This is a genomic window from Mesorhizobium sanjuanii (assembly GCF_002529485.1).
Lineage (GTDB): Bacteria > Pseudomonadota > Alphaproteobacteria > Rhizobiales > Rhizobiaceae > Mesorhizobium > Mesorhizobium sanjuanii.
In genome coordinates this window covers 14,657-41,004 of sequence record NZ_NWQG01000010.1, presented here as the reverse complement: position 1 = coordinate 41,004, position 26,348 = coordinate 14,657, and the positions used below count along the sequence as shown (strand labels likewise).

The 26,348-nt window shown below is 61.2% G+C and carries 21 protein-coding genes and 1 pseudogene; 12 read left to right on the top strand and 10 right to left on the bottom strand.

Annotated elements, in window-relative coordinates; translation table 11 throughout:
• Window positions 1-11: 11 nt before the first annotated feature.
• Together mdcA and CN311_RS01870 are read right to left on the bottom strand one after the other, a co-directional pair.
• Entirely contained in the window at window positions 12-1,682 is a 1,671-nt protein-coding gene (gene mdcA / locus CN311_RS01875; RefSeq protein ID WP_097571735.1) for a malonate decarboxylase subunit alpha, read from the bottom strand.
• Window positions 1,683-1,749: 67 nt separating this feature from the next.
• Window positions 1,750-2,535, bottom strand: a complete 786-nt coding sequence (locus CN311_RS01870) for an alpha/beta hydrolase (RefSeq protein WP_097571734.1) — start codon at window positions 2,533-2,535, stop codon at window positions 1,750-1,752.
• Window positions 2,536-3,195: 660 nt separating this feature from the next.
• On the opposite strand from CN311_RS01870, the gene CN311_RS01860 reads away from it, so the two are divergent.
• Window positions 3,196-4,152: an AEC family transporter gene (locus CN311_RS01860; protein ID WP_097571732.1), complete on the top strand. Its 957-nt coding sequence runs from the start codon at window positions 3,196-3,198 to the stop codon at window positions 4,150-4,152.
• A 230-nt stretch (window positions 4,153-4,382) separates the two neighbouring features.
• A pseudogene (locus tag CN311_RS01850) lies at window positions 4,383-4,535 on the top strand (integrase core domain-containing protein); the annotation flags it as partial.
• A 214-nt stretch (window positions 4,536-4,749) separates the two neighbouring features.
• Here CN311_RS01850 and CN311_RS33155 read toward each other — a convergent pair.
• From CN311_RS33155 to CN311_RS01835, 3 genes are all read right to left on the bottom strand, one after another.
• Complete coding sequence (locus CN311_RS33155; protein ID WP_245440687.1) at window positions 4,750-4,932, bottom strand: hypothetical protein; 183 nt, start codon at window positions 4,930-4,932, stop codon at window positions 4,750-4,752.
• Between the two features lie 118 nt (window positions 4,933-5,050).
• Window positions 5,051-5,536, bottom strand: coding sequence for an amidohydrolase family protein (locus tag CN311_RS32145; RefSeq protein ID WP_208866398.1), 486 nt, complete (start codon window positions 5,534-5,536; stop codon window positions 5,051-5,053).
• Window positions 5,537-5,581: 45 nt separating this feature from the next.
• Window positions 5,582-7,294, bottom strand: a complete 1,713-nt coding sequence (locus CN311_RS01835) for a hypothetical protein (protein WP_097571731.1) — start codon at window positions 7,292-7,294, stop codon at window positions 5,582-5,584.
• Window positions 7,295-7,662: 368 nt separating this feature from the next.
• Here CN311_RS01835 and CN311_RS01830 point away from each other — a divergent pair, with 368 nt between their 5' ends.
• From CN311_RS01830 to CN311_RS01810, 5 genes are all read left to right on the top strand, one after another.
• A complete protein-coding gene (locus CN311_RS01830) occupies window positions 7,663-7,962 on the top strand; it encodes a hypothetical protein (RefSeq protein WP_097571730.1) in 300 nt (99 codons plus the stop codon).
• Between the two features lie 34 nt (window positions 7,963-7,996).
• The gene (locus CN311_RS01825; RefSeq protein WP_425351045.1) at window positions 7,997-8,806 is read left to right on the top strand and encodes a transporter; all 810 of its coding nucleotides are present in this window, start codon (window positions 7,997-7,999) and stop codon (window positions 8,804-8,806) included.
• A gap of 197 nt (window positions 8,807-9,003) precedes the next feature.
• A complete protein-coding gene (locus CN311_RS01820; protein ID WP_208866396.1) occupies window positions 9,004-9,795 on the top strand; it encodes a porin family protein in 792 nt (263 codons plus the stop codon).
• A 164-nt stretch (window positions 9,796-9,959) separates the two neighbouring features.
• Window positions 9,960-11,300 (top strand): alpha/beta hydrolase, encoded by a 1,341-nt coding sequence (locus CN311_RS01815; protein ID WP_425351044.1) that lies wholly within the window; start codon window positions 9,960-9,962, stop codon window positions 11,298-11,300.
• Window positions 11,301-11,373: 73 nt separating this feature from the next.
• Window positions 11,374-12,387 carry an Lnb N-terminal periplasmic domain-containing protein gene (locus CN311_RS01810; protein WP_097571727.1) on the top strand — a complete coding sequence of 338 codons (1,014 nt, stop codon included), beginning with the start codon at window positions 11,374-11,376 and terminating at the stop codon, window positions 12,385-12,387.
• Between the two features lie 97 nt (window positions 12,388-12,484).
• Here CN311_RS01810 and CN311_RS01805 read toward each other — a convergent pair whose 3' ends face one another.
• The 5 genes from CN311_RS01805 to CN311_RS01785 all read right to left on the bottom strand — a co-directional run bounded on the left by CN311_RS01805 (window position 12,485) and on the right by CN311_RS01785 (window position 18,618).
• Window positions 12,485-13,012: a hypothetical protein gene (locus CN311_RS01805; RefSeq protein WP_097571726.1), complete on the bottom strand. Its 528-nt coding sequence runs from the start codon at window positions 13,010-13,012 to the stop codon at window positions 12,485-12,487.
• 497 nt (window positions 13,013-13,509) lie between these two features.
• Complete coding sequence (locus CN311_RS01800; RefSeq protein ID WP_097571725.1) at window positions 13,510-15,570, bottom strand: mechanosensitive ion channel family protein; 2,061 nt, start codon at window positions 15,568-15,570, stop codon at window positions 13,510-13,512.
• Window positions 15,567-16,031 (bottom strand): FAD-dependent oxidoreductase, encoded by a 465-nt coding sequence (locus CN311_RS01795; RefSeq protein WP_097571724.1) that lies wholly within the window; start codon window positions 16,029-16,031, stop codon window positions 15,567-15,569. The genes CN311_RS01800 and CN311_RS01795 overlap by 4 nt, the downstream gene beginning before the upstream one ends.
• Before the next feature lie 438 nt (window positions 16,032-16,469).
• Window positions 16,470-17,504 carry a DUF2955 domain-containing protein gene (locus CN311_RS01790; RefSeq protein ID WP_097571723.1) on the bottom strand — a complete coding sequence of 345 codons (1,035 nt, stop codon included), beginning with the start codon at window positions 17,502-17,504 and terminating at the stop codon, window positions 16,470-16,472.
• A complete protein-coding gene (locus tag CN311_RS01785; RefSeq protein WP_097571722.1) occupies window positions 17,494-18,618 on the bottom strand; it encodes an HlyD family secretion protein in 1,125 nt (374 codons plus the stop codon). Before CN311_RS01785 ends, CN311_RS01790 begins: the two co-directional genes overlap by 11 nt.
• A gap of 277 nt (window positions 18,619-18,895) precedes the next feature.
• Between CN311_RS01785 and CN311_RS01780 the strand changes: the two genes are divergently transcribed.
• The 5 genes from CN311_RS01780 (at window position 18,896) to CN311_RS01760 (ending at window position 26,327) form a co-directional block, all read left to right on the top strand.
• The gene (locus CN311_RS01780; RefSeq protein ID WP_097571721.1) at window positions 18,896-19,543 is read left to right on the top strand and encodes a MarC family protein; all 648 of its coding nucleotides are present in this window, start codon (window positions 18,896-18,898) and stop codon (window positions 19,541-19,543) included.
• Between the two features lie 21 nt (window positions 19,544-19,564).
• Window positions 19,565-20,851 carry a hypothetical protein gene (locus CN311_RS01775; RefSeq protein ID WP_097571720.1) on the top strand — a complete coding sequence of 429 codons (1,287 nt, stop codon included), beginning with the start codon at window positions 19,565-19,567 and terminating at the stop codon, window positions 20,849-20,851.
• A 1,030-nt stretch (window positions 20,852-21,881) separates the two neighbouring features.
• Window positions 21,882-23,219, top strand: coding sequence for a DUF3300 domain-containing protein (locus CN311_RS01770; protein ID WP_165779550.1), 1,338 nt, complete (start codon window positions 21,882-21,884; stop codon window positions 23,217-23,219).
• A gap of 29 nt (window positions 23,220-23,248) precedes the next feature.
• Complete coding sequence (locus tag CN311_RS01765; protein WP_097571808.1) at window positions 23,249-24,226, top strand: DUF2950 domain-containing protein; 978 nt, start codon at window positions 23,249-23,251, stop codon at window positions 24,224-24,226.
• 145 nt (window positions 24,227-24,371) lie between these two features.
• Window positions 24,372-26,327 (top strand): DUF3604 domain-containing protein, encoded by a 1,956-nt coding sequence (locus CN311_RS01760; protein ID WP_097571718.1) that lies wholly within the window; start codon window positions 24,372-24,374, stop codon window positions 26,325-26,327.
• The last annotated feature ends 21 nt before the right edge of the window (window positions 26,328-26,348 follow it).

Genomic DNA, 26,348 nt, shown 5'->3' with positions numbered 1-26,348 from the left:
CTGACACCTCCTCACCAGTTGCGAAACTTGGCCGGCGGATCGTAGAGATTGCCCGACCAGTGCATCAGTTCCTTGATCGAGCGCGCGGCGAGCAGGCTCTTGTTGGCATCGAGCGGATCGATGCCAAGGTCTTCCGGCCGCAGGATCACCTTGCGCGCCCGCAGTCCCTCCACCGCCCTGGCGTCGCGGGCGCGACCTACATCTGTGTAGCCGGCGACGCCGCGGATCGCTTGCTCGCGCTCGTAGGCGTTGCGGCAGAGCAGGAGGTTGGCGATGCCATCCTCGGTGACGATGTGGCTGACGTCGTCGCCATAGATCATCACCGGTGGAAGCGCGAGGTCGAGCGACTTGGCGAGCTCGATGCTGTCCAGTGTTTCCACGAAGGTGGGCACGAGCTTCTCGCCGAAGGTCTCGACGATCTGCACAACCAGCTTGCGCCCGCGCGGCAGCACCGTCCCCAAGCTCGCGGCCTCGCGCCCGGCTTTCAGCCAGGGTTCGCTGGCATGGCGGCGCCCGCGCGGGTCCGAGCCCATGTTCGGCGCTCCGCCGAAGCCGGCGATGCGATCCTTGGTGAAGGTTGAGGAATTGCCGGCCAAGTCGATCTGCAGGGTCGAGCCGATGAACAGGTCGGTCGCGTAAAGCCCCGCCGACTGGCAGTACATGCGGTTGGACGCCATCGAGCCGTCTCGGCCGGTGAAGAAAATGTCCGGCCGGGCGCGCATATAGTCGTCCATGCCGACTTCCGAGCCGAAGCTGTGGACCTGTTCGACCCAGCCCGACTCTATGGCGGGAATGAGGGTCGGATGCGGGTTGAGGGCGAAGTGCGTGGCGATCTTGCCTTTAAGCCCCAGCCGCTCGGCATAGGTTGGCAGGATCAACTCGATCGCCGCCGTGTTGAAGCCGATGCCGTGGTTCAGCCGCTTCACGCCATATGGTTCATAGATGCCCTTGATCGCCATCATGGCGCCAAGGATCTGCGTCTCGGTAATCTGCGCCGGATCACGGGTGAAAAGCGGCTCGACATAGAAGGGCTCGGGCGCGACCACGACGAAATCGACCCGGTCGCCCGGCACATCAACTCTCGGCACCTTGTCGACCAACTCGTTGACCTGGGCGATGACAATACCCTGCTTGAACGCCGTCGCCTCGATGACGACCGGCGAGTCCTCGGTGTTCGGACCCATGTAGAGGTTGCCGTCGCGATCCGCGCACCGCGCCACGGTCAGCGCCACATGCGGGGTGAGATCGACAAAATAGCGCGAGAACAGCTCGAGATAGGTATGGACGGCGCCGAGCTCGATCTTGCCGGCCTTGAGCGCCCGCGCGATCGCCTCGCCCTGCGGGCCGGAGTAGGAGAAGTCGAGCTTTCTCGCGATACCGGCCTCGAACATGTCGAGATGCTCGGCCAATACCACGCCGGACTGCACGATGTGCAAATCCTTCACCACGGAGGGATCGACTTCCGCCAGCCGGGCGGCGAGGAAGTCCGCCTGCTTCTGGTTGTCGCCTTCCAGGCAGACGCGGTCACCCGGCCGTATCACTGCCCCCAGCAGCTTCGTCGCATCCTTCGGCGCGACCAGTTTGCCGCGGGCATAAGTGCTGCCGGCCGCGATGCGTTGCGCGCGCGACTGACGCGATGTGTCCCAGATTCTGCCTGGCGAGAGATTTGAAAGAGCGACCATGGCCGACCCTCTTGCGCTGAAGGAAGCCGTCGCATGGCTCGCGCTCTACGACGGCTTTGGACTGCGTTCAGTTCGTCTTCTCGCCGACTTTCCGCGCGGCTTCCTCGATCACATCGGCAACGCGCTCCGGATGGGATTCGTAGACCGAGTGGCTGGCGCCTTCGACGACGATGAAGGGCGCCTTGGCACGTTCATAGTAGAAGCGCTCGAGGTCGGGGTTGATGATCTGGTCGTTGCCCGCGACGATGCCCCAACTCGGCTTGGTCTTCCACGCAGCGGTGGTCAGCGGCGTGCCGAACACCTCGGCTTTGGCCAGCACCTGCGAGCGGGCGGCGAACTCGGCCTGTTCGCGCGGCAGGTCAGGGGCGAACAGCTTGGGGAACAGTTCCGGGTCGAGGTAGGTGTAGCCATCCGGCGTGGCTTTGATCGCGCCTTCGGTCTTGCCCAGCACGCTCGGCATTTTCTTCCCGAGTTCGCCCTCGTCCTCGCCAACGTCGGGAGCGTGAGCAGCGACGTAGACAAGGCCCGCGACCTTCGGGTGCATGCCGGCTTCGGTGATGATCGAGCCGCCGTAGGAGTGTCCGACCAGGATGGCCGGGGCGTCCTGCATGTCGAGGACGCGCGTCGCGGCGGCGACGTCGTCCTGGAACGATGTTTCGGGTTCTTGGACCATCGATACACGGAAGCCCTTCCTCATCAGGATGTCGTAGACCGGTTTCCAGCCCGATCCATCGACCCAGGCGCCGTGCACCAGGACAATGTTCTTGATGGGTTCGGCCATAGCCGCAGCAGGGGCGATCAGGGCGAGGGAAGACGCCAGCATGGCGGCGTAACAGATGCGTCGAAATGGCATGGCAGCACCTCAGTGTTTGGTTGACGTTCGGACACTGTGAACGACCAGGATGCTGACACGCGAAGGAGCAGCGCGCCCGTTAAGTTGCGTAAATAACTGCAAGGCTACGATAGGAAAGCTTCTTCGGCGGCACCGAAACCGCGCTCGGTTCGGTTACTATATCGGAATGTCGGCTCGGGCCGGCGATCTGATCGTCTCAGCACGGCACCGCGGAACGCAAACTGGTCGAGCCCTCTGCCTTCGGCCCTCAACAACACTTTCCAACAATTTACGCGCGGCACGCGCGAGCCTGTGCAAGCCTGTGCTTCTGATGGCGAGCCTATATGATCGTGACGCTGAGGACGTTATCCAGATGCAGCCCCCAAAGAGCATTCTGATTGACACGGACAAGGCTGGCCGCGCGTCCGCACCGAACGGACGAGGCAGCAACGGGCATTGCACCGGGCAAGCTGCCCCGGACTGCGCGAGATCTCAGATAGCAGACGCCCTCACGGCCATCGTTTTCCAAGCCGAAGCAATCCGATTGAGGGACGCATTTGGGAGCTCGACTGAAGCCGAATTGAATCAGTCGGTCCGGCACATTGTCAGCAGCGCAAAACGCGTTTGGAGCATCCTGGGCGACACCCACGAGGCGACTTGCATCTTCAGGAGGCTGCCGACATGACAGCCAATACGATCCTTCTGGCACTCGCCCCGGTCTTTTTCGTTATTCTTGTAGGCTACGCTGCCGGAAGGCTCCGCATAGTTGAAAACCATCACGTGGACGGCCTCAACGCTCTCGTGATGAACTTCGCCCTGCCTGCCTCGCTGTTCGTGGCGACCGCATCCGCGCCGCGAAGCGAGATGCTCGAGCAAGCGCCGCTTTTCCTGATCCTCGGTGTCGTTATGCTGCTCGTTCATCTCGCATGGTATTTTTTCGTCCGTGCGTCTTCGGACGTTTCTAAGGCGGATGCCGCCCTTCAGGCCCTGACCGTATCTTTCCCGAATTTGGCCGGCGTCGGCCTCCCCATAGCGGCTGCCGTCATCGGACCAGGCGGCACGGTCCCCATCGCTGTCGCGCTTGCCGCCGGCTCGATCATCGTCAGCCCTCTGTCTTTGATTTTCGTCGAACTGAATTCCAGGAAGCCGAAGGAAGGAATCCCGACCGAGTCCTCGCAGCAGATTCCGAAGGCATTGCTGCGCTCAGTGACGAAGCCGGTCGTTCTGGCTCCCGCGGTCGGCGTCCTGTATTCCCTTGCGGGACTGGAACTGGACTCTCTCGCCAGGACGAGCCTGATGCTCATCGGAGGCGTCGCTCCCGGCGTGGCGCTATTCCTGACTGGCCTCATCCTCTCGTCGCAACCCTTTCGCTTGAATTGGAAGGTGGTTGCTGCGACGGGGCTTGCCGACGTCGGTCGACCGGTTTTGACTGCGGCAGTCGTGTTTGCGTTGCCGATTCCCATCGAGACGGCGAAGATCGCCATCCTGATCTCCGCTGTGCCGTCAGGCTTCTTCGGCATTCTCTTTGCCGTGAACTATCGCCTCGACTACGCTGCAATCGGCTCGATGGTCATCGCGAGCACCCTTTTCAGCATCGTGACGCTGGCGACCGTCATAGCGTTGCTTTTTCCACTTTAGGCGGTCGGCATGGGCGCCTATGGGCATTCGCTTATCCGCAGCTCAATATTCGGCTCGACCATGGCGGAGATGACCCGGTCCTGTAAGATCCCGGTGTTTCTGTTCCGGTAGTCGGACGCAGCCCGAGGCGCGCGAAATCGGAGAGAAGTTCCGGCCGTTGATCGAGGTGGAGATGGCGGATCTTGCTCCCCAATCGGAACAAGCGTGTCAAAACGCTTTGACCTCAGCCCCTCGCCTACCCGACCTCCGATCATCGTGCCGGAGAACTTCCTGTCTGGCTGCACCGATACAATTGGCATCGACCGCACGGCAGCCTAAAGTCCAAAACACCAATCAGCCGCCTCGGCCTAACCGAGGACAACCTGTTGAGGCTCCACATCTAGCGCCGCCTTGGCCAGGGCTTCGCCGCCCTCGGCCGCCGTCAGGTCCGCCTGGACGAACTCAACGCCATCGATAGGTTCCAGGGCTCCGCGGGCGGAGGTGATCACCCGGGCGCCGCAAGCCAGGAAGCGGTCGACGGTGGCGCGCCCAAGCCCTTGGTGCCGCCGCTGATGAGCACGCGCTTTCCCTCGAACTCGGTCGGATCAGCCTTGATGGTCATGCCGTGATCTCCAAGGCCTTAATGGCGTCGTTCTCGAGCGTGAAGCGGTAGGCGAAGCGGATCGGGCTGCCCTTGAAGTCGCCATGGGCGGGGCCTTCGACCACGACGTGGCCGTTCTCGTGGCGAACGGCATCTGGCGTGAAGATCGCCCTGACCGGGATCACCGCTTCTTCGAACAAGGCCCGCATCCCGGCGTAGCCCTCGTGACGGCCTCCATCAGCAAAAAGGACCGCGTCGCGCGTAACGGGCTCAACATTCCGTCCACATCGAGACGGGCGTTCGCCTCGACATAGTTGGCTATGGGCTTGGGTAGTTCGATCGGCATCGCTCGGCTCCTTGACGTGACAAGGACAATTTAGCGATAGACATCATTCCTGATAACTGGGCTGAACTGGCATGTGGCGTTGCGGAAAGCGGGACAATGTTGAAGCATGGCCTGATAGAATTTGATGCTGTTCTCGCGAGGATCATGCGGAGAATCTGCACGCCCGTCTCACAATGCCAGCCGAGCCCGAAGGTCGCAAAGGCAGCGTCCACATCGTCGCCGAATCCGCCATAAAGGGCGTCGCGCACGGCCGGCACCGGTGACTGCGGATGGATATAGAGCGGCGCGCGAAGGGCTGCCGCCGTCTCGAAGATCGGCCAATTGTCGCGATGGTCGAGGTTGCGGTTAGGCGTGCGGCCGAACAGCATCGGCGCGATATCGGGGAGTGCCAATGCCTCCAGCCCGGCATGTTCATGATGCCCTCCACGGGCGCTACGAATCGGCTGACGTTGCGGCATAAGGCGGCGGAGGGGAATGTAAGTTGCCGTGTCCTAGGGCAGAGTTCAGGTCTGCCCGGCCAAGTCCTTGAATGCGAGCCCGGCCTTTTTGAGCGAACCGAGGAAGAAATCGACGTCCTTTGGTCGAATGATCCGCATCGCGACCTCCTGCCGGAGGTTCTTGATCAAGCCTGGCGCGTTTTCTTCAAGCCAGACACGCTCGCGCCGGGCGTCCGCTTCATATCCGCCCTCGCCGAAAATCGCGGCCGCGATAGCGTGATAGTTGGCATTGCCGGGAACCGTTGCTTTCCTGATCCACATGGCCGCCTGCGGATAATCGCCGCGAAAATAGGCGCAAAGGGCAAGCGCGGTCTCGTAATAGGCTAACGGACCCGGATTGCGCGTGCGAGCTTCCTCGACCAGCGGGCAGCCGTCATCCCATTCTCCTGAGAGCGCCAGCCGATATCCGTACTCGCCCATCAGTTCGGTATCGTTGGGGTTGATGGTCAAAGCACGTTTGCCCACGGACAGCGCCGCCTCGATCTCTTTGCTGAAATAGAGCGCGAACATTTCCGCCTGCAGGCCGCGGATGTTGAGCGGGTCCAGTTCCACGGCCCGCTTGGCCGTGGCAAGAGCGCTGGCGATCGAGGCCGAAGTCGCGGCTTCGTCGAAAGGGAGGAATCGAATCTCGTCGATATAGGCCTGCGACAGCAGACCCCAGGCCGTGGCGTAGCCCGGGAAGCGCTCAACGGCCTTCTCCAGGCACGCACGCACTGATGGAAGTGCCGTTTGATCGACCGTTGCCCGATATGCGTAGAAGGAAAGCGTGCAGGAATAGGCAGCCCAATCGTCGGGAGGATTCGAGACGTTGAGCGAGGCGTCGGCCTGAAAGATCACGCCGTATGTCTGGGCCAGGCTCGTCGCCACTTTCTGTGCGATACTCGTCTCGGTCTCGAGAAGCGCGGCGACTTTCATCTCTCCATCATAACTGTCCGCCCACAGGACGGAGCCGTCGGCGCGGTTGATAAACCTGACCCGAAGCCGGAAGGCATCCGCCGACAGATGGACGCTTCCCGCAAGAACAAAGCGCGACGGCGCGACCGAATTTTCGGAAGACTGGACGACGATGACATCCTTGAACTTGGAGAGTTGCCCGACAATTTCCTGTGTCAATCCGCTCGCAATCGCCCTGGAGGCTTCCGTTCCTGAAAGATCGTCAAACGTCTCGACCAGCAGTCGCGGAATCTCAGGCGAAGTTGGGCGGACGCCGCTGCTCGCCAACCCCAACGCCAGAACAGCCAATGCCGCGACGGCAGCCGCAAGAACCACTGTGAGCCATGATGCCCTCATCCGTCGATAAGGGGTCGTGACTTTCTCTGCCACCGGCAAGGGCGGCTCAAAGGTCTCGGGCGGCGATCGCACCGAGAACGTTGGAACGTAACCGCCCTTCGGAATCGTGATGAGAACTGGATCGTTGTGTCCGGCAGTCAGGTAGTAACGCTCGAGCCCGCGCCGGAGGTGGCCAGCCTCGATGCGGACAATCGGATCCGTCTGCGGGTCGAAGGACATGTCGCGGCCAAACACTTCGACTGCGATCGAATAGGCCTTGATACGATCACCGCGACCCTCCAACGTCTCTTCCACCACATGGCTGAGGAAGCGGCGCTCGCGCCCAGTTGCATCGAAGTCCGCGCTGTTGAGGATCAGGGCAAGCTGGGCACGACAAACCTCTGCGGGGAGCGTATGCCCCCCCTCTGCGGCTGTCTCCGCCGGGATCACCTTGGTTCCCTCACCTGACGTTCTGGGGTGACTACTCCCCAGTTATATTTTCTTTTTCGCCGGTTACCTCTCGATGCCTAATTTATATGCGCGAGCCTGTTCGTGCAATGCTCCTAATAGTCTAAACGGATAACGTTCGGATGGAGGCGACGGGTCGCGCGTGCAGCGGCGAATTGCAGCGGGTCAATTAGATAGGCGACCTCGCTGGCAACGCAGTTTGAATTTTCGACTTTATGGGCCTTGGTGCCGACCGAGACCGCTTCGGGATATTCAGAAATTACCCTATCGCCCACGTAACTTACATTCCGCAGCCGCCTCCATGCGATAGGCTACGGCGGTTTCGGGAAACACGAACTTGCGCCACGAGGATGGACGGCGAACCGGCTGATAGACAAAGAGCGGTCTCGGCGGCAATCCGCCGGTTCCCGCAATTTGAACTGCCGATCCATCGGCTGATGGACCGAAGCGAGGGCTTTCAGGATATGTGCGAGGAACTTGCTGAAGCGGAGCTCGCACTCTCGAGGATCGACAAGGTTCCGCCGGCATTGCGCGAGTCCAGACGAGCCGAATGGCAGGAACTGGTGGACCGGTTGGTTGGGGAAATCGGAGCCGTGCTGCACGCCGACGCTACCCGAAAATCGCGTGTCATTCCTTGGCCGCCACGGTGAGTGGCCAGAATTTGCGGAGGCTGGCTTGGAATTTCTGTTAGGCAATCGACCTCTGCAAACCGTAGCAGCCCTGTTCTCGTGCCTGCTTGTCGTCACGGCCGCGTCGGCTCAGGACAACACCCAGGATCTCGCCAAGAAGCTGTCCAATCCGATCGCCTCGCTGATCAGCGTGCCGTTCCAGTTCAACTACGACAGCGGCTATGGCCCCAGCGATGGTGACAAAGCCTACGTCAACGTGCAGCCGGTCATGCCGATCACGCTTAACGACAACTGGAACCTGATATCGCGCACCATCTTGCCGATTGCCTGGCAGCACGACATTGCAGGACCATCCGGCGACCAGTTCGGCCTCGGCGACATAACCCAAAGCCTGTTCTTCTCGCCTTCCCACCCCACCGCGAGCGGGATCATCTGGGGTGTCGGCCCGGTGTTTCTGTTGCCCACTGCGACTGACGAGTTGCTTGGCGGGAAAAAATGGGGGGCAGGACCGACCGGCGTCGTCTTGAAGCAATTCGATGGGTGGACGGTCGGCATGCTGGCCAACCACATCTGGTCATTTGCAGGCGACAGCGACCGCAGCGATATAAATTCCACTTTCCTGCAGCCTTTCGTCTCTTACACGACGAAGGATGCCTGGACCTTCACGCTCAATACCGAAAGCGCCTACAATTGGGAAGCACATCAGTGGTCGGTCCCGGTCAACTTCCAGGTCTCGAAGCTGGTTGTGATCGACAAGCAGCCAATCAGCCTCTTCGCCGGTGTGCGGTATTGGGCGGTAAGCCCCGATAGCGGACCGGACGGCTTCGGATTTCGCACGGGAATTGCCCTGCTGTTCCCAAAGTAGACCAGCACTGTCCGTGATAGCCACGAACAAACAAATGGACCGCTGTCGACATGAAAACGATCGAGATCCGATATCCATTAGCTGAGCCGCACGAATACATATATGTTGTCACTGCGGGCATGCAGGACGATCATCGGACATGAAGTAAAATTCGGAATTGGAGGGGACTTCATATGGGAATCATCCGAGCTCTCGTGTTGGCTTCGGCGGGAACGGCGGCAGCGCTGCTTGCGGTGCCGGCGGTCGCCGCGGACGCTGCGACGCTACTTCCTGAAACCGCACCCGCGCCTGCTGAAGCCGCGCCGGCGCCGGTCTGGACCTTCACCGCAGAGCCCTATTTCTGGATGGCAGGCATGAAGGGCAGGGTCGGCGTCAGGGGCCTGTCGCCGGTCGATATCGACGTCGATTTCAGCCAGATTTTCAACAGCATCGATTGGTCCCCTCCGCCGGTCATGCTTGCCGGTGAGGCGCGCAATGGCCGCTATGCTCTTTTCACCGACTTCATCTACCTGGGACTCGAGGCCGATGGATCGTCGCCTGGCCCATTGCCGCTTTCGGCCGAGGCGGACATGAACACGGTGGTGTGGACCTTCGGAGGCTCCTATCGGGTCATCGACAATGGCACCGCGACCCTGGACGTTCTGGCCGGCGGACGGCTTTGGTACCTGGACACGGATTTGACTGTTGCTGGCCCTCTCGCCGTAAGGGAGGCCAGCGGCAGCAAGACCTGGGTCGACCCCTTGATTGGTGTGGCCGGCGACGTTGCTCTCGGTAACGGATTCGGACTCCATGGCGAGGCGGATGTCGGTGGCTTCGGCGTTGGCGCCGACATCGACTGGCAAGTGCAGGGCACGCTTCAATACCGGTACAGTGATTCGGTCACGCTGGAAGCCGGCTATCGCTACCTTGCCGTGGACTACGAGGACGACGGATTTGTGTTTGACATAGCAATGCAGGGACCAATCATCGGCGCCAGATTTCGGTTCTGATCGGATCTGGGCCGGGGGTTCAAATAGATCATGGTCGCTTGTCGGAGTAATCGCATCGCGAAGTTCGCGCTAGCAGTACAGTGCTGATCGTTTTCGCTCCCGGTTGCGGGGCGGCTTTTGCAGCCCGAGGACGCTTTGGGACGACTTCGAAACGGGAGGAGAGTTTGGGGAACTGTTTCGCGAGCCTGTCCAAGGTCAGGCGTATCAGCACCGCTTTGTTGGTGTCGGCGTTGGTCGGCCTGCTGTGGGGGTGCGCGTCCCGTCCGACGAATGTGCTGCTGCCCGTGGCCGATACCTCCCCTTCCTCCAGCAAGGTGGAGATGCTGGTCACAACGACACGCAGTCGTTCCTCCAATCCGGCACAAATGTATACGGGCGAGCGCGGACTGGCCCCCTCGTTCACGGAGATCACGGTGTCGATCCCTCCAGCATCGGTCCGCAAGGTTGGAGAGGTCGCATGGCCCAAGAAACTGCCATCAAACCCGGCGACTGATTTCGCAGTCGTGCAGGCCCAAGAATTGACGGTCGAGACAGCGAAGGGGTGGCTTAACGCCTCTGTCAGGAAGAGCCCGGATCACAGCGTCCTCGTCTTTATTCACGGATTCAACAATCGCTTTGAAGACTCGGTCTATCGTTTTGCGCAGATCGCAAAGGACACGGGCACGCAGAGCGTCCCGATCCTGGTCACATGGCCCTCCCGAGGCAGTGCGCTGGCCTATGGCTACGATCGTGAAAGCACCAACTACACGCGAAATGCGCTTGAACTGCTGTTCCAATATCTTGCACGCGACGCTGAAATCAAGGAAGTGTCGATCCTCGCCCATTCGATGGGCAACTGGCTTGCGTTGGAAGGCTTGCGGCAGATGGCCATCCGCAATGGCGGCCTCCCGGCGAAGTTCAAAAACGTCATGCTGGCCGCGCCTGATGTCGATGTCGACGTGTTTCGCACTCAGATTGCCGACATGGGCAAACAGCACCCGCAATTCACCCTCTTTGTCTCGCAGGACGATCGCGCGCTCAAAGTTTCGCGACGGGTCTGGGGCAATATCCCCCGGCTCGGATCGATCGATCCGGAACAAGCTCCATACAGGGAAGAACTGGCGAACAACAATATAACCGTCATCGATCTGACGAAGGTCAAATCCGGGGACCGTTTGCATCACGGCAAGTTCGCGTCGTCACCGCAGATCGTGCAACTGATTGGGAGGCGTATGACCGGCGGCCAGACGTTGACCGACAACAGGATAGGCCTGGGCGATACGATCATTAACGCAACGACCGGTGCGGCGGCAGCGGCGGGCAGCGCCGCAGGGTTGGTGATCGCGGCACCTGTTGCAGCGGTCGATCAAAACAGCAGGGAAAATCTGGGCAATCACATCGGCGCCCTGACAGGTTCCGAGACCAGCCAGAAATCTGTCCCTGGCAGTGAGGATTGCGCTGTCTCCTCCCGGAGTATCAAAGACTGCAAGAAGCAATCATTCGTCGAAGCCGAGCGGCGGCACTGAAGCCGATTACGGGGAGAGTCAACCGCATCCGCAGGAACGTCGCCGCGATCCCGTCTGGCTGAAAGGGGAATGGATGCGTCGCATCGCTCGGATCTCGCTTGCCATCATCCTTTCGCTCGCCGTCGCAATCCTGACTGCCTGGGCCGGACTTGCCATGTGGTATCGTCTGCCTGTGGCTGAGCTTGGACGGGCTCTGGCCAGCGTCCTTTTCATCTTGTTCGGCCTCGCCACCATCATCGCACTCTTCAGCCGGTTTCGCATCAGGGCGCTTGTCCCGTTTGCCGCTGCGTTTGCTGTGGTTCTGGTTTGGTGGAGCACCATCAGGCCTTTCGATCACGCGGACTGGGCGCCAGACGTCGCCCGTCAGGTGACCGGCACCCGCGACGGGAACCTGTTGACGCTGACTGATGTGCGCGACTTCGAATGGCGTAGCGCTACTGATTTCACCGAACGCTGGACAAAGCGGACCTACGACCTCTCCACCATTCAGACGGTCGACCTCTTCATGTCTTATTGGTCCGGGACCAAAATCGCCCATGTCATCATGAGCTTCGGCTTTGCAGGAGGTGACTATCTTGCCTGGTCGATTGAGGTGCGACGCCATGGAGGCGGCAAGTTTTCTCCCATGGCAGACCTGTTCAAGAGCAATACCCTGGTCATTATTGCGGCTGACGAGCAAGACGTCGTCGGCGTCAGGTCAAACGTTCGCGGAGAGGATGTCCAAATCTATCGGCTAAAAGCGTCACCGGAGGCGGCCCGGGCGCTCTTGCTGGAATACGTCTTGGACGCAAATACACTTTCCACGACTCCGGAGTTCTATAATTCCATCACGACGAACTGCACGACCACCATCGTCAAGATGATGCGAGCGGTCGGTGACGTGGTCCCGCTTGACTGGCGCCTCATCGTTAACGGTTATCTTCCCGAATATGCGTATGCACGGGGTGCACTCGATGTCAGCTTGCCGATGTCGGTTTTGAGGGAGGCAGCTCACATTGACGGCCGTGCGCGAGAGTCGGGCCTTTCGCCAGATTTTTCGGAATTGATCCGGATTGGCGTGCCCTCTCCCATCCCAAATGCGCATTGATCTGCATCATGTCCGGCAAGGACCGACGATATATGCAAGGATTCCAGGATGCCGGTGGTCCGCCGCCGTGGACAATTCCAGCCGCTCAGCAGCGGGGTCACTGCGTGAGGCACTTGTGGCCCATTGCCATTGCCTTGTAAGTCCCCTTCAGATCGACAACAAAGGCCCCCTTGGTTTCCGGAAACACGGTCATTTTATATTTCTTCGCTACGTCGCGCTTGAACTTCGGGTCATCTGTCAAGATGTAGCCGCCAGAGTATCCGCCCTTGAGTTCGCCGCTCGTGCTAGTGGCCACACCACGATAGAGATGGCCGTCAATGGAGACGAAGATGTCCGACTTGGCCCCGTTCTGAAGGCCGATATCCACCTTCGTGAACACGCCAAGATACCCGACCTCCCGATTTGCGGTAACGCCCATTTGCACCGAACTTGGGCCATCTGAGCGCACGATCAAGCAATCTCCGCGGGTTTGATTGGCATAGACGGTCCAGCCCTCGACATCGTCCCCGTATCGGACAAGCACATCGCTGGCCCTGGGAAGGGGGTTTTGATCTTGTGCGTAGGCTGCCATCCCAGACGAAAGTGCTACTGACGTTGCCGCGATCAGTGTCATGAATTTTCGCATCGATATTCCCCTTTTGTGCGCAGGCTAAATTGCTTATGGCTATTATGGGCGCCCTATTCGATTGCTCGGAGGCTGGTGTCCCCTTGCGGGCGAGGCGGTATTGCGCGCTGTGAGTGACCTTGGCCGATCGGCTCACGTCAGGGAACGTAACTAACTGTAACCTACGGGCTAATGCTGGCCAGCTCACTGCGGGCCGCTTAGTCCTCGACGCCATCGACAAATGGCGGTTGGCACACATACGCACGCCGCCTAATGTCTTGCCATCCGGCTATGTTCGTCAGAACGTCCGCAACGACGGCATGATGTCCCGGTTTGACTCCCATCGCGGCCGTTCCCGAGAGATAGCCGGCATTCTGCGAACGACTATCGCGCGACAGCCATTGCCCTTGGTCGGATGTCGGTTTTGGCACGGCCCGAATTCATCGATGCCTTTCTCAGAGAGGTCAGGCCGAGTTCGGATGACGTGGACACGACCGCGCAGCTCTATGGCGTGTCCCTCACGCCTCCAAGGGGGCCTTGCTCTTTTTCAGGATTTGGTCTGCCTGATGAGCAGCGGCCGCGGTCTCCCCGCCACTCTCGACGTGAACGGTGGGAACCGCGATCTTGATGCCGTTTTCCGCGAATGCCGCCTTGATCATCATGAAGGCGCGCCGCTTGATGCCGAATTGGGTACCCGGCTTTGTCGTCAACTTTATCCTCAGAACGATCGCATAGTCCCCGAAATTGTCGATGCCCTGCATCTTGAGCGGCTCAATCGTGTCGGCCGCAAATTCAGGATCGGCTGCCAGTTCCTGGCCTATCTTCTTGATCAGCTTGCGCGCCAGGTCCACGTCGGAATCATAGGTCACGCCGATCGTGATCTTGTCGGTCACCCAATCCCTGCTCATGTTCTGGACCGCCCCGAGCTCACCGAACGGGACGGTGTAGATGGGGCCGCGATGATGACGCAGACGCACCGAACGCAGGCTGAAGGACTCGACCGTGCCTTTGTAGCTGCCGCTCTGGATGTATTCACCGACCCGGAAGGCGTCGTCCATCATGTAGAACACGCCGCTCAGCACGTCCTTGACGAGGGTCTGCGAGCCGAAGCCGATGGCGATGCCGAAGATGCCGGCGCCCGCAATCAGCGGGAGTATCTGCACGCCGAGCCCAGCGAGGATCGTTAGCGCGGTGAGCGCGGCTATGAACACGGCAAGGGCGTTGCGGAATATCGGCAACAGCGTGCGCAGCCGGCCGCTGCGGGCCAGCTGGTCGGCGCTGCTCCCATCCGCCGGCGCGAGGTTCATCTGATATTCGATCAAGGCCTTCGACAGTTGCCAGAGCAGGTCGGCGATCAGCAAAATGATGATGCCGTTGAGCAGCCCGGTTATCAGGAAGCCGCCGGTTTCGCTGCCGGCGAGGCTCGCGGCCCTGATCCGCCAGATATGGGCGAGCCATGCGACCGCCGCGGCAATGACCGCCGCCCTGGCGCCCCTGACAATGAGCACGTTGAGTACGACACCCATCGCGCCGCTGCGCTTCGACCTGCCGGCGAAGGCCTGTGCCGCGGCGCCGACGCCACGCAAGGCCGTCGGCAGCACCAGGGCGAAAATCCCCACCCACAGGACGCCGAGCAGGCCGGCGACCCAAGCTACCCAGAGCACGATCAGTAACAAGGTGAGAAACGATTGCTTGACCAGAGAACCTCGCCCGTCGGGCCGTTGCCAGACGACGTCGATTGCGGTTGCCAGAATGCCAAGCCCGAACAGGAAGGCGACGAGCCCCGTAACCTCTAGAGGGAAGCCCAGGCCAGGCATGAGGCTGGCGATCGCCCAGCCGAACAACAGGAACCCGGCCACAAGGCTGACTCGCCAATGCCAGAAACGGGTCGAAGCCTCGCTTTCGAAAAGCGGAGTCGGCCTGTCCGAGGGGTCGCTCGTCGCACCGCCGAACGCAAACAGCAATCGGGCTGCCGTACGAACGACACGGAACGCGATGAATGCAAGAAGCAGGGTCAGAATGATCCTGCGGAGTAAGGGTGGCCATCCGAATGCCAAGAACGAACCGGCGCTGGCGAGCGCAAAAGTCAGCAAGGCGACAGTCTCAAAGAGGATCGCTTGTCCGGCGTCTTCCCGAGCAACCGCGCTCCTCGTCCTGGCGAGCACTCGCCGGACCGCCCACTCGGCTCCGAATCCGACCGCGATCAAGACCGCCAGGATGCCCATAACCAGCCCTGGCCTGCCGGTGTTCACGTCACGCGAGACAACGTCGGCGGCGCGCGACAGTTCTTCCGGCAGGCGCGGGATAGCGGCGCCGAGCGCACCGATACGGGCGCGAATACCCGCCTCCAGGCTCAAGATGTCCTCGGAAATGGACAGGCCGGGCTTGTCCGTGGCCGCTGGAACCTTTCCCTCGAGCCATGCCTTTAGTTCCGGATCGGACAAAAGCTCGAGGAACTGCTTTGCCTTTTCGGGCGGAAGGTCGGGGGAAGGCTGTTGAGCTAGCGAAGTTCCCCGCAAGAGCGCTAGCAAGAGCACGACGACAACTGGCAAGAACCCGAGCCGTAGCTTGTTCTTCATGAGCGCCTCGAGTTTTGAATGCCGTAGCTGCACATATTGGCTCCTCGCCCTTTTATGGGCAACTGTTCTGGCTGCATGCTACGTCTCCGGGGAGAGCGGCTGTAAGCCAAGGGCGCACCGTTCTTCCTGATGGCCTGCACGATGCGATCGATTCCCCGACAGGGCATCTCCCATATCTCTCGCGCGGCATCGATCCCGTATCTGCGAACCAGTTGGTGCAATTCCAGTTCGCTGTCCGGAGTCAAGAATCCGGCACTGCGGCCCGAAGAGCTTCCGCCAACGATATTCTTTTCGATCAGGACGACGCTGAACCCTCGTTGCAGGAATCCCACTGCGGCGCTGATGCCGCTCATTCCTCCGCCAACGATCAACACGTCGCACTTGATCGACCGATTTAGCGGCGGGCAGTATTTGAACTGCTTGGTCAGTAAGGTTGTGAACCACCAGTTCTGGTTGATCATGAAATGTCCTCTGGCCGCGAGGTGGGGACTGGCGACTGGACCCACGGCTTCAAATTGAAGCTAGTCATCTGTTAGCTGCCATTTTGTCATGCTTTATGGCCGGAGCATATCAAGATCGCGATCATGGCCACGGCGCCAGCATGCCAGCGCGGAACTTGATCTGCATCGTCATCCTCCAGGTTGTGTCAACCCGGTTGTCAGCGACGTCGCGGCGCCGAGTCCAGGGCGAATGTTCCTGCCTTGGCGCAACGTTGGCGCATTGCCTTCCGATGCGGAAGGTAAGTAACTGTATGCTACGTCCAGAACTGGGAGACCCTGCCAGCGGATCAGTCGACGTCGAGGCCGGCTTTCGGATCGAATGTCCCGTGCGCAGATACTCATCAATTTCACGACTTGCAGAGGAACAAAAGACCGACGGCCCGAGCGGTCGCAAGCACTTCATGACGGCACCCTGTCTTCAGCGCTGCGCCTCGGTCCTGGCCAAAGCAGCGCCGTCATGAAGATCGTATAGGCGATGGCCACCAATATGTAGTTGACCCGCGTGGCAAAGGATTCCGCTGCCGATCCCGGCAACGGCGAGACACCGGTTCCGAACAGGATGAGGAAGATTGTAAGCGCGCCTGCGTAGAGCTTGGCGGCAGGGTTGCTCAGCGCCGCGCGGCCGCCAAACACCAGGCCGGCAACCAGCACCAGGACGAACAGCGAGGGGGTAGTGGGACGAACCTGCAACAAGGCGAACGCAAAGGATGCAGCCACGCCTCCGAGGAGATTGACCATGACGAGGCCGAAGGCTGCCCTTGCGCTCGCGATGACATCGAGCTGCGACAACAGCGATGCGACGGTGATTGGAATGACGATCGCCGTGGCGAGGCCGTCCCGTGTCAGGCAAGCGAGCACGGCGATCAGCAGAATGATGGCATTGGCGGCGGCATAGCGCACGGCGCGAGGGTTTGCAGCAGGTGCCGGGGCTTGGATATCAGAACTACCTCGGTCGGGTATGATCGCATGGGCTATCCACATCAGGATCGCTCCACTGACCACGCCCTGTACAAGGATCGACAGGATGGAATCGCCGAGATCGCGGTTGAGCACGGTCAGCAACGGCACCATTACGGCGACCACAAGGACAAGAAAGATCGCCCCGCCGCCCTTGCCGTTCGCCTGCAGGTAGAAACAGACGAAATAGACGAGCCCGAGCAGCAGCAGCAGGACTGGCGGCCGGTCGCCTGTCAGTACCGCGACGGCCTGCAGAAGCGCGCCGGCGACAAGAATGAGGATCGCCATTCCCAGCGCCTGTTTCAGCTGCAGCGGGCGGGAACTGGTGATCAGGAACTGCGCCGCGAACAATGGTCCCAGAAAGGGGATGATCGCCCCCGACAGAACCGACCACGTGAAGCCGACGGCTACGGCCAGCGCGATGCGCAAACCCTTGCGCCTGGCATTGGCGTGCGCAAGCTCGCCATCAGCTGACATAGGTCAGGACCGACAACACGCGCATCCAGATGCGGCCGATCGCGTTGGTCACCGGATTGTCGCCGGTATAGATCACCACGTTCGCCTGCGAGCCGTAGCGCACGCCCTTGGGCCTGCCCTCGTCGAGGATCAGGCGGACCGGAAAGCTCTGTGGCGTTCTCACCCATCCGCTTTCGGTGGAGATCTTCGGCAGCCCGGTCTTGGGGTCGACACTTCCCTGGGCTACGCCCATCCCGACGCTCTCGACCGTCGCACCGAAGACCTGGCCGGGCAAGAGATCGAACAAGACGTCCGCGTGGTTGCCGGCTGCGACGTTCTCGAGGCTGTTCTCCTTGAACGCCGCGGTGATCCACACCGTGCCGACGTCGATGAAGGTCATGGCGCTTTGGCCGGCGCCGACAACGCCTCCGACGGAAAGCTGCAGGTTGGTGACGACGCCCTCGGCCGGCGCCAGGACCGTAGTGCGCAAGAGATCGAGCTGCGCGCGTTCAAGCGCGGCCAGCGACTCCTTCAGCTGCGGATTGTCGGCGCCGGCTGGCCCAAGCTCTTCCTGCGCCTGCTTGAGGTCCGCTTCTGCGGCGACGACCGAGGCATTTGCCTGGTCCACCGCCGCCTTGGCCTCGTCGTACTTCGCCTTGGCATAGACGCCGCGCTTGACCAACTCCATGGCCCGGTTGGCCTGCTCCTGGACGTTGTCGCGGATCGCCCTTGCTTCCACGAGGCGTGCCTGGACGGCATCGACGGAGGCTGTCGAAGCGCCGATCGTCTGGCCTACCCGGGCAAGCCGAGCTTCAGCCTCTGCGACGGCCAGTTGGTATTGCTGGGGATCGATGCGAAACAGCACCTGGCCAGGCTTCACGCCGCTGTTGTCGGCCACGCCCACTTCGATGACCCGGCCGGTGACCTCCGGCGCGATACCGACGACATAGGCGCTGACCGTCGCCTGCGATGAAGAAGGCGTGCGCCTTTCCATGAAGACAGCTATCACGAACAGCAGGCAAGCCAGCAGCAGCACGCCAAGCGCGACCCGGCGCAGCGGGTTGCCCTTCGTCGCAGGCGTATCCGGCCCGTCAGCGGCGTTGTCTTGAGAGGTCCCGGTTGCGTCGGACGCCATGGCATCTTCTCCCAGTCAGACTAATATCGCGCCATGGGCGGATGCTTGCTTGATTGTCAGCTTCGGCCCGGAAAACCCCGCAAGGATAAACTGCGCGAAGGCAAGAGCTAAGCGACCCCTCATCGTATCCACACTATACACTGTCTTCAGATGGTTCCAGTCAATCGGGGGTAAGTTACATGTGGGAGCTGCCGGATTTTCGGATTTGCTAGACAATCCGTTTCCGATAACCGACAATTCCTCACTAGCAGTGTTGTCGAGATCGAGGGACCTTCCGATGGATTTCGCAGTCATTGATGCAGCTCTCGTGACAAAACTTCTCCTGCTCCTGCTGATTGGCATGGGACCGAAGATCGCGCTGGTGCCATTTCTGGAAAAGACCCAGAAGTTCGACGCAGAAACCAAGGTCAAGATAGGCCGCCAGATGGTTTTGGCGGCTCTTGTCACGGCTCTGATCCTCTTTGCCACCGGCGCTCTGCTGATGCGACTGCTACATATCACTGGCGGTGCGGTTGCGGTCGCTGGCGGCATTATCCTGGCGCTCCTCGCGATCAAGATGGCGTCTGGACCGACCGAAAAGCACGAGGAGGATTCGGGCCTGCCGCAGGACCCGGAAAAGATCGCGATTTTTCCACTTGCCATTCCCTACTTGCTCAACCCCGTCGGCATCACGGTCGTTATCATTGCCTCCGGCGAAGTGGTCTCGGTTGCAAGTGCGGCGCTCGTGGTGGGGCTCATCCTGCTCGTCGCCGCATTTGATTACCTGGTGTTCACCAACATCGACGCGCTGGCGAAGCGAATGAAGCCGGCCAGTCTTATCGTCTCGGAGGTTGTCTTCGGCATTCTGCTGACCGCGGTTGCCGTCCAACTGGTCGTTAGCGGATTGGTCAAACTTGGGATCATCACCGCGAGCGTCACACACTGATTTCGTGCTCGCCATCCCGCCATGAACAATACCGCCACTACCGTTGCTGACACGCATCAGAAGGCGCTGGAGGTCAATCTCGATGCGACGAGTTTCGGCTCGTTCGCCGAGATCGGGGCGGGTCAGGAAGTGGCGCGATGGTTTCTGCGCGTCGGCGCCGCGTCGGGCACAGTGGCCAAGACCGTCTCAGCCTACGACAAGGAAGTGAGTGACGACCTTTACGGCTCCGGGACACGTTACGTGTCCAGACCGCGGCTTGAGACGATGCTCGATTGTGAATGGAAATCCCTCGTGCAACAGGTCGGAGATGCGCGCGGCAAAGACACACGCTTGTTCGCCTTCGCCGATACCATCGCCGCCCGCAACTTTGCCGGCACCAACGATTGCCACGGCTGGATCGGCGTCCGCTTTCAGGATCACCCGCGGGCTGAGGCGAGCGACATTCTGCTGCACGTAAACCTTCGCGATAATGCCAACCTGCTTCAGCAAGAGGCGGTCGGCATTCTGGGTGTGAACCTGCTACATGCGTTGCTGAATGAGCGGGCAGCCCCCGGTGATTTGCCGGCGAGAATGTTCGACAACCTTGCGAATGATCGCCTCGAAATTGATCAGATCGTGATGCGAGGCAGCGCGTTCGCGGGATGCCAGATGGACGAACTGCACACGGCCTTGGCACGCGACGGCCGGGCTCAGGCGGTGACGCTAGACAGTGACGGTGTGGCTGTCGCTGCCAACGAATTTCTCTATAAGAAGTCTGTGGCTATCATACCGTTGGCGAGCGACCCGCGCGACGATCTTTCACCGGAGGCGATTGCGGCGTGCCTGGAAACGCTCCGCCGCGAGGTCGTTGGGAATCCTGAGGTGAAGGACGTCATCGGCGTGCGCCTGATGGTCGTCGATTCTGATGCTCCGCTGCCTGCAATGGGCAAGGGCGCGGCGATGATGACGCGGCATCGCCAGTTGTACCGTGCCACCGCATTTGCGCGTCGATATACGCAGGCTCCGTTGCGTTTTGCCGTGCCGCTGCCTGCGTTGATACGGATTTTCGACGATGTGAGATACCAGCACCTGGAAGGCCGCCTGCTCGAGGGTATCGCGCGGCTTTTCGGCTCCAACGTGCGTGTACTGGCCTATCCATGCCCTCGCGAGTTGCTTCCCCTGCTCGAAACTGAGCTGGGACGCGGATGGGAGGTTGACGGCAGCCGGCAATGGATAACTGCCGATCAGTTGCGCCCCGCACCCCCTCTACTGCATCTTTATGAATATCTGCTGGCCAGTGGCTTCCTCGTTGCAATGCCTGGCAACTAGCAGCATCAGAGGTGGTTTTCGATTTATGAGGACCCGTCCCACTGCCTCGGCCGCTTAAGCGCGGCTCGGCATGCAGAATTTCAACCTGCATCCTGCGGCGGGCCGGATGCGCAGCGGACCACTTAACCGTGGCATACCGGACAGCGGCGATGAAGAGGGCCGTGGTAACCCCGAACATCATCAGCCCGTTGGCCGCCTGAAGCGGCGCAAGTCGCGCTCTCGTAGAGGCGCGGCGGGGCCGATTCGTCTAGTTTAGGGGCGCGACCTGAGCAATTCTTATTCTTGCGGCTTTCGGCAACGGCCGGGAGGCTGGCGTCAGGGTACCGCGTGGAGGGGCTGTGGGGAATGTAAGTTACGTGGCTGGCTGGCTAAGGCAGCTATGTGGATCAAAAGATCGCCGGCTCTGTGCGATCCGGTCTGCTCTGCTTAGTTCCGATGCTGTGGCGACGCGTATTCTGCGGCTTTGGTCGCGACAGCGCGTCAAAGCTCAATTTGCCTTCCGACGTCATCGGCGCTTTCAGCGAGTTCGCTTTCGCGACGCCGGCTTCAGTTCGCCGGTCATTTTCATCACGCCGTTGACGACGAGGCTCCTGGGACGGAGGCCCTTGAAGCAGGCTGCATCGCTTACCTCCACAAACCCTTGCCCGGAACATCTCTCATCGGCGCGATATGTCGAGTAATGGCCCCGGCAAAGTGCAGTTTTCCCCCACTGTCAATTGTGCTGTTGCCTCGCATTGGGCTGCGTGCGTTCGACGTAAGTTACATAAAGTCGCTGGTGCAGCGGGGCCTATTGGCGCATCTTTTCGCCTGTGGACAAGCGTCCCCAACTAAGGACGCTGGCGCCGGCCCTCAAAGCCATTCTGCCGCCTGGAAAGCCATTCTGCCGCCTGGGAGGAGGGGGTGAGATGGGGACCTTTCTTGCCGCCGGAGCTGTCGTGGCTTTCTTATTTCCGGGACTGCTTTTCGCAGACGGATAGGCGGGCCGGCACAAAGGCCTGCCGGGACGACGACAAGCAGGGAGGATCAAAGCATGACGGGCAGTGACATGTTGAAGGCGGGCGCTGCGGCGCTGGCGCTGCTGCTTGCCGGGCTTGGTTCGGCGCACCCTGTCCTTGCACAAGAACAGGTCGCGGCGGCTGACGCTTCGGGCGCTGCGATGACTTCCCCGGAGCCACTGGGCGCCGACGAAATGGAGGTCCTGGTTGCGCGGATTGCGCTCTATCCGGACGAGCTGATCGCGGTGATCACGGCGGCAGCGCTCTATCCGCTTGAGATCGTCGAGGCGGCTCGCTTCCTCGACCGGTACGCGAAGGACAAGAGCTTGAAGCCGAAGGAGAGTTGGGACGGCTCCGTGGTGTCGCTGCTCAACTATCCGGACATCGTCAAGATGATGAGCGACGACCTTGAATGGACGCAGGCGCTCGGCGACGCCATCGCCTACCAGCAGAAGGACGTGCTGGTAGCCATCCAGCAACTGCGCGACGAAGCGGTCGCCAAGGGCGTCATCAAGACCGACGACAAGATACAGGTGGTCAAGGAGAACGACAACGTCGTCATCAAGTCGGCGAGTTCCGAGGTGATCTACGTGCCGCAATATCCGCCTCAGATGCTCTATGAGCCCGACTATGTGTGGGAGCCGATCCGCTACTATCCCGACCCCTACCCTTATTACTGGTATCCCGGGGCTACCTTCTTCGCCGGGGCGGTGACGGGCGCCATCTGGGCGGCCGCCGTCGACTGGGACGACTGGGGCGTGTGGGGCGGCCGCTGGGACGGCGGCGACATCGACATCGATTGCAACAACTGCTTCAACAACCGCGACTTCAACGGCAAGGTCAACTTCAATGACGTGGACTGGAGGAACGTCGACCGCGACAAGATCAACATCGACCGCAACCAGTTCAACCAGAACAACATCAAGAACCGGATCGAAAAGAACGGCGACAACGCCATTCGCGATCGCGCCAAGGACATCAAGAAGCGCGACCATGTCGCCAACAGGGGGCCGGGCAAGGCGGCTGGAACCAGGGACATTCGCAAGAGCACGCTGGATGGGCTGAAGGGCCAGGGAGGTCAGGCGACAAACAGGCCGGCCAACAAGTCGAACATCAATCGCCCTGCGGCGAAGCCGACCGCCAACCGTCCAGCAGCCAAGCCGGCCAATGTCAGCCGCCCGGCCGGCAAGCCCAAGCCGGCGACGAGGGTCGACAATCGCCCGAAGAAGCCGTCCGGGCTCGGCAACGTCGACCGCGGCAAGGCAACCAGGGTCAGCTCCAACCGGGGCCACAAGTCGATGGGCGGTGGCAGTCGCGGAGGCGGCGCCCACAAGCAGATCAGGCGACCCAGCGGCGGCGGGCGGCGGCGTTGAGGCAACGGGAGGACGGGATCATGACCAGGATGTTCGGCACCACCCGTTTCACGGGTCTTCATCACCGCGTCTGCGCAGCCGCCATCGCCTTCGGCCTCGCTCTGTCGCTGTCGCCAGTCGCCTCCGCGCAGGATGTGGCGGCGCCGGATGCCGCCACCCCCGAGATCGCTTCGCTGGCGGCCGCCACCGAGCCACCCCTCTTCGACACGCCGGAGGCGGCGCTCGATGCCTTTAAACAGGCGCTTCAGGCGGAAGGCTCGGACGCGGTCGCAGCACTGCTCGGCCTCGACGCCGCAAAACTCAAGGCCGACGAGAACACCGACGACACGCTCGCGGCGATCAAGGAAGGCGCCGCAAAGCAGCTGGTGCTCGACGGCGAGGGTGACCGCCGCACGGTGCAGATCGGCGAGAAGCTGTGGCCCCTGCCGTTCCCGATCGTCAAGGGCAAGGACGGCAAATGGGCCTTCGACACTTATGCGGGTTTGGAGGAGATCGTGAACCGTCGCGTCGGTGAGAATGAACTCACCGCGATCGAGACGATGCGCGCCTATGTCGACGCACAGGAGGACTATGCCTCCCGGGATCGCGACGCGGACGGCGTCGCGGAGTTCGCGCAGAAGCTGATCAGCTCGGAAGGCACAGCCGACGGGATCTACTGGCCGACCGACGCGGTCAACGGCGAAAGCCCGGCGGGCGACCTCAGCTTGTCCGAGCTCGACGACGCGGCCAAGGGCGAAGGTTATTTCGGTTACAAGTACAAGATCCTGACCGGACAGGGCGACAGGATCGCCGGCGGCGCCTACGACTACCTCATCAACGGCAACATGATCGCCGGCTTCGGCCTCATCGCCTGGCCAGCCAAATACGGCGAGACGGGCGTCAAGACCTTCGCCGTGAACCAGCACGGCGTCGTCTACGAAACCGACCTCGGTCCGACTACCGGGCAGATCGTCAAATACATCGATCGCTTCAATCCAGATGAAACTTGGGAGGTCGTCGCCGATTGAGAGAAAAGCGTTCCATGTGTCCAAGTTGATACCGGCAGGTCCCGAGGGGGCGACGCCAGACGGACCGGGAGCGTCGTTGATCCAGATCAAGGAAACGAGACGTGCTCGTCGACAAATACCAGTGTTGGCGAAAAGGGAGGGAATAATGAGGAAAATAGGCGCAATTTCGATTCTAGCAGGGCTCGCCGCCTTCGGGATTGCCGGGTTTGGACTTGCACGGCCAGCCACCGCCCAGGAGACCACCGATGTCGGCACCCTCGACGCGGCGAAGGCGGAGAAGGCGTTTTCAAGCAAGCCGATCTACTCACCCTATGCGGGGCGCAACTTTCCGACCCGCCCACTGTTCGGTGACACTCATCTGCACACTGGAGCCTCGTTCGACGCCGGCGCGTTCGGCGCGCGGCTGACGCCGCGAGACGCCTACCGCTTCGCCCGCGGCGAGGAGATCACGGCGTCGAGCGGCCAGCCTGCCAAGCTGTCGCGGCCGCTCGACTTCCTGGTGGTGGCCGACCACTCCGACAATATGGGCATGTTCCCCGACCTTTTCGCCGGCAAGCCGGAGGTCATTGCCGATCCGCAGGCCAAGTCCTGGTACGAGGAGATCAAGGCGGGACAGGGCGGCAAGGCGGCGCTGGAGATCATCTTCAGTTTCGGCAAGGGCACGCTGCCCAAGGCGATGATCTATGGCCCGGACACGCGCCCCTACAAGAACGCTTGGCAGGATACGGTAAAGGCCGCTGAGGAATACAACGATCCCGGCCGGTTCACCGCCTTCATCGGCTATGAATGGACCTCGAACACGGCGGGCAACAATTTGCACCGCAATATCATCTTCCGCGACAATGCCGACAAGGCCGATCAGGTCGTGCCCTATACGACGCTTAAGCCCTTGGGCAGCGACAATCCGCGCGATCTATGGAAGTGGATGCAGGCCTATGAGGACAAGACCGGCGGCAACGTGCTGGCGATTGCGCACAACGGCAATCTGTCCAACGGCCGCATGTTCCCGCTGATCGAATCCTTCACCGGCAAGCCGGTTGACAAGGAATATGTCGAGCAGCGCTCCAGGTGGGAACGCCTCTACGAGACAACCCAGACAAAGGGCGACGGCGAGGCGCACCCGGTCTTATCGCCCAATGACGAGTTTGCGGATTTCGAGACCTGGGATTTTGGTAATCTCGATGCCAGCGAGCCGAAGACGCCTGACATGCTCGAGTTCGAATATACGCGGTCCGCGCTAAAGAACGGCCTCAAGCTCGAAGCCGAACTCGGCACGAACCCCTATAAGTTCGGGCTGGTCGGCAGCTCCGATGCGCATACCGGCCTTGCTGCCATGGAAGAGGAAAACTTCTTCGGCAAGACGACGCCGCAGGAGCCGAGCCGCGAGCGTCTGACGGCGACGTTCGTCAAGGATGCCAAGACCGGCATTACGGTCATGGACTGGGAGGTCGGCGCGTCGGGTTACGCCGCCGTGTGGGCGGCGGAGAACACCCGCGAGTCGCTGTGGGACGCCATGCAGCGCAAGGAGACCTACGCCACAACAGGGCCACGCATGGCGGTGCGCCTTTTCGGCGGCTGGGATTTCGAGCCGGCCGATGCTGAGACCCGCAACCCCGGCGCGATCGGCTACGGCAAGGGCGTTCCCATGGGCGGCGACCTGACCAAGGCGCCCGAAGGCAAGACGCCGACCTTCCTCGTGGCGGCGCTGAAGGATCCGATCGGGGCCAATCTCGACCGCTATCAGATCATCAAGGGCTGGCTCGACGACAAGGGCGAGACCCATGAGCAGGTCTACGACGTGGTGTGGGGCGGTGACCGCAAGCGTGGCACTGACGGCAAGGTGCCGTCGGTCGGCAGCACGGTCGATATCGAGAACGCAACATGGACCAACACGATCGGCGCGCCCGAGCTGATTGCGGTGTGGAAGGACCCGGACTTCGACCCGAAGCTGAAGGCCTTCTACTACGGGCGCGTCATCGAGATACCGACGCCGCGCTGGACCGCCTACGACGCCAAGCGGTTCGGCACGAAGCCGCTCGAAGGCACGCTGATGACCGTTACCGAGCGCGCCTATACCTCGCCCATCTGGTACACGCCGTAAAAGCCTTGCCGCCAACGCGTG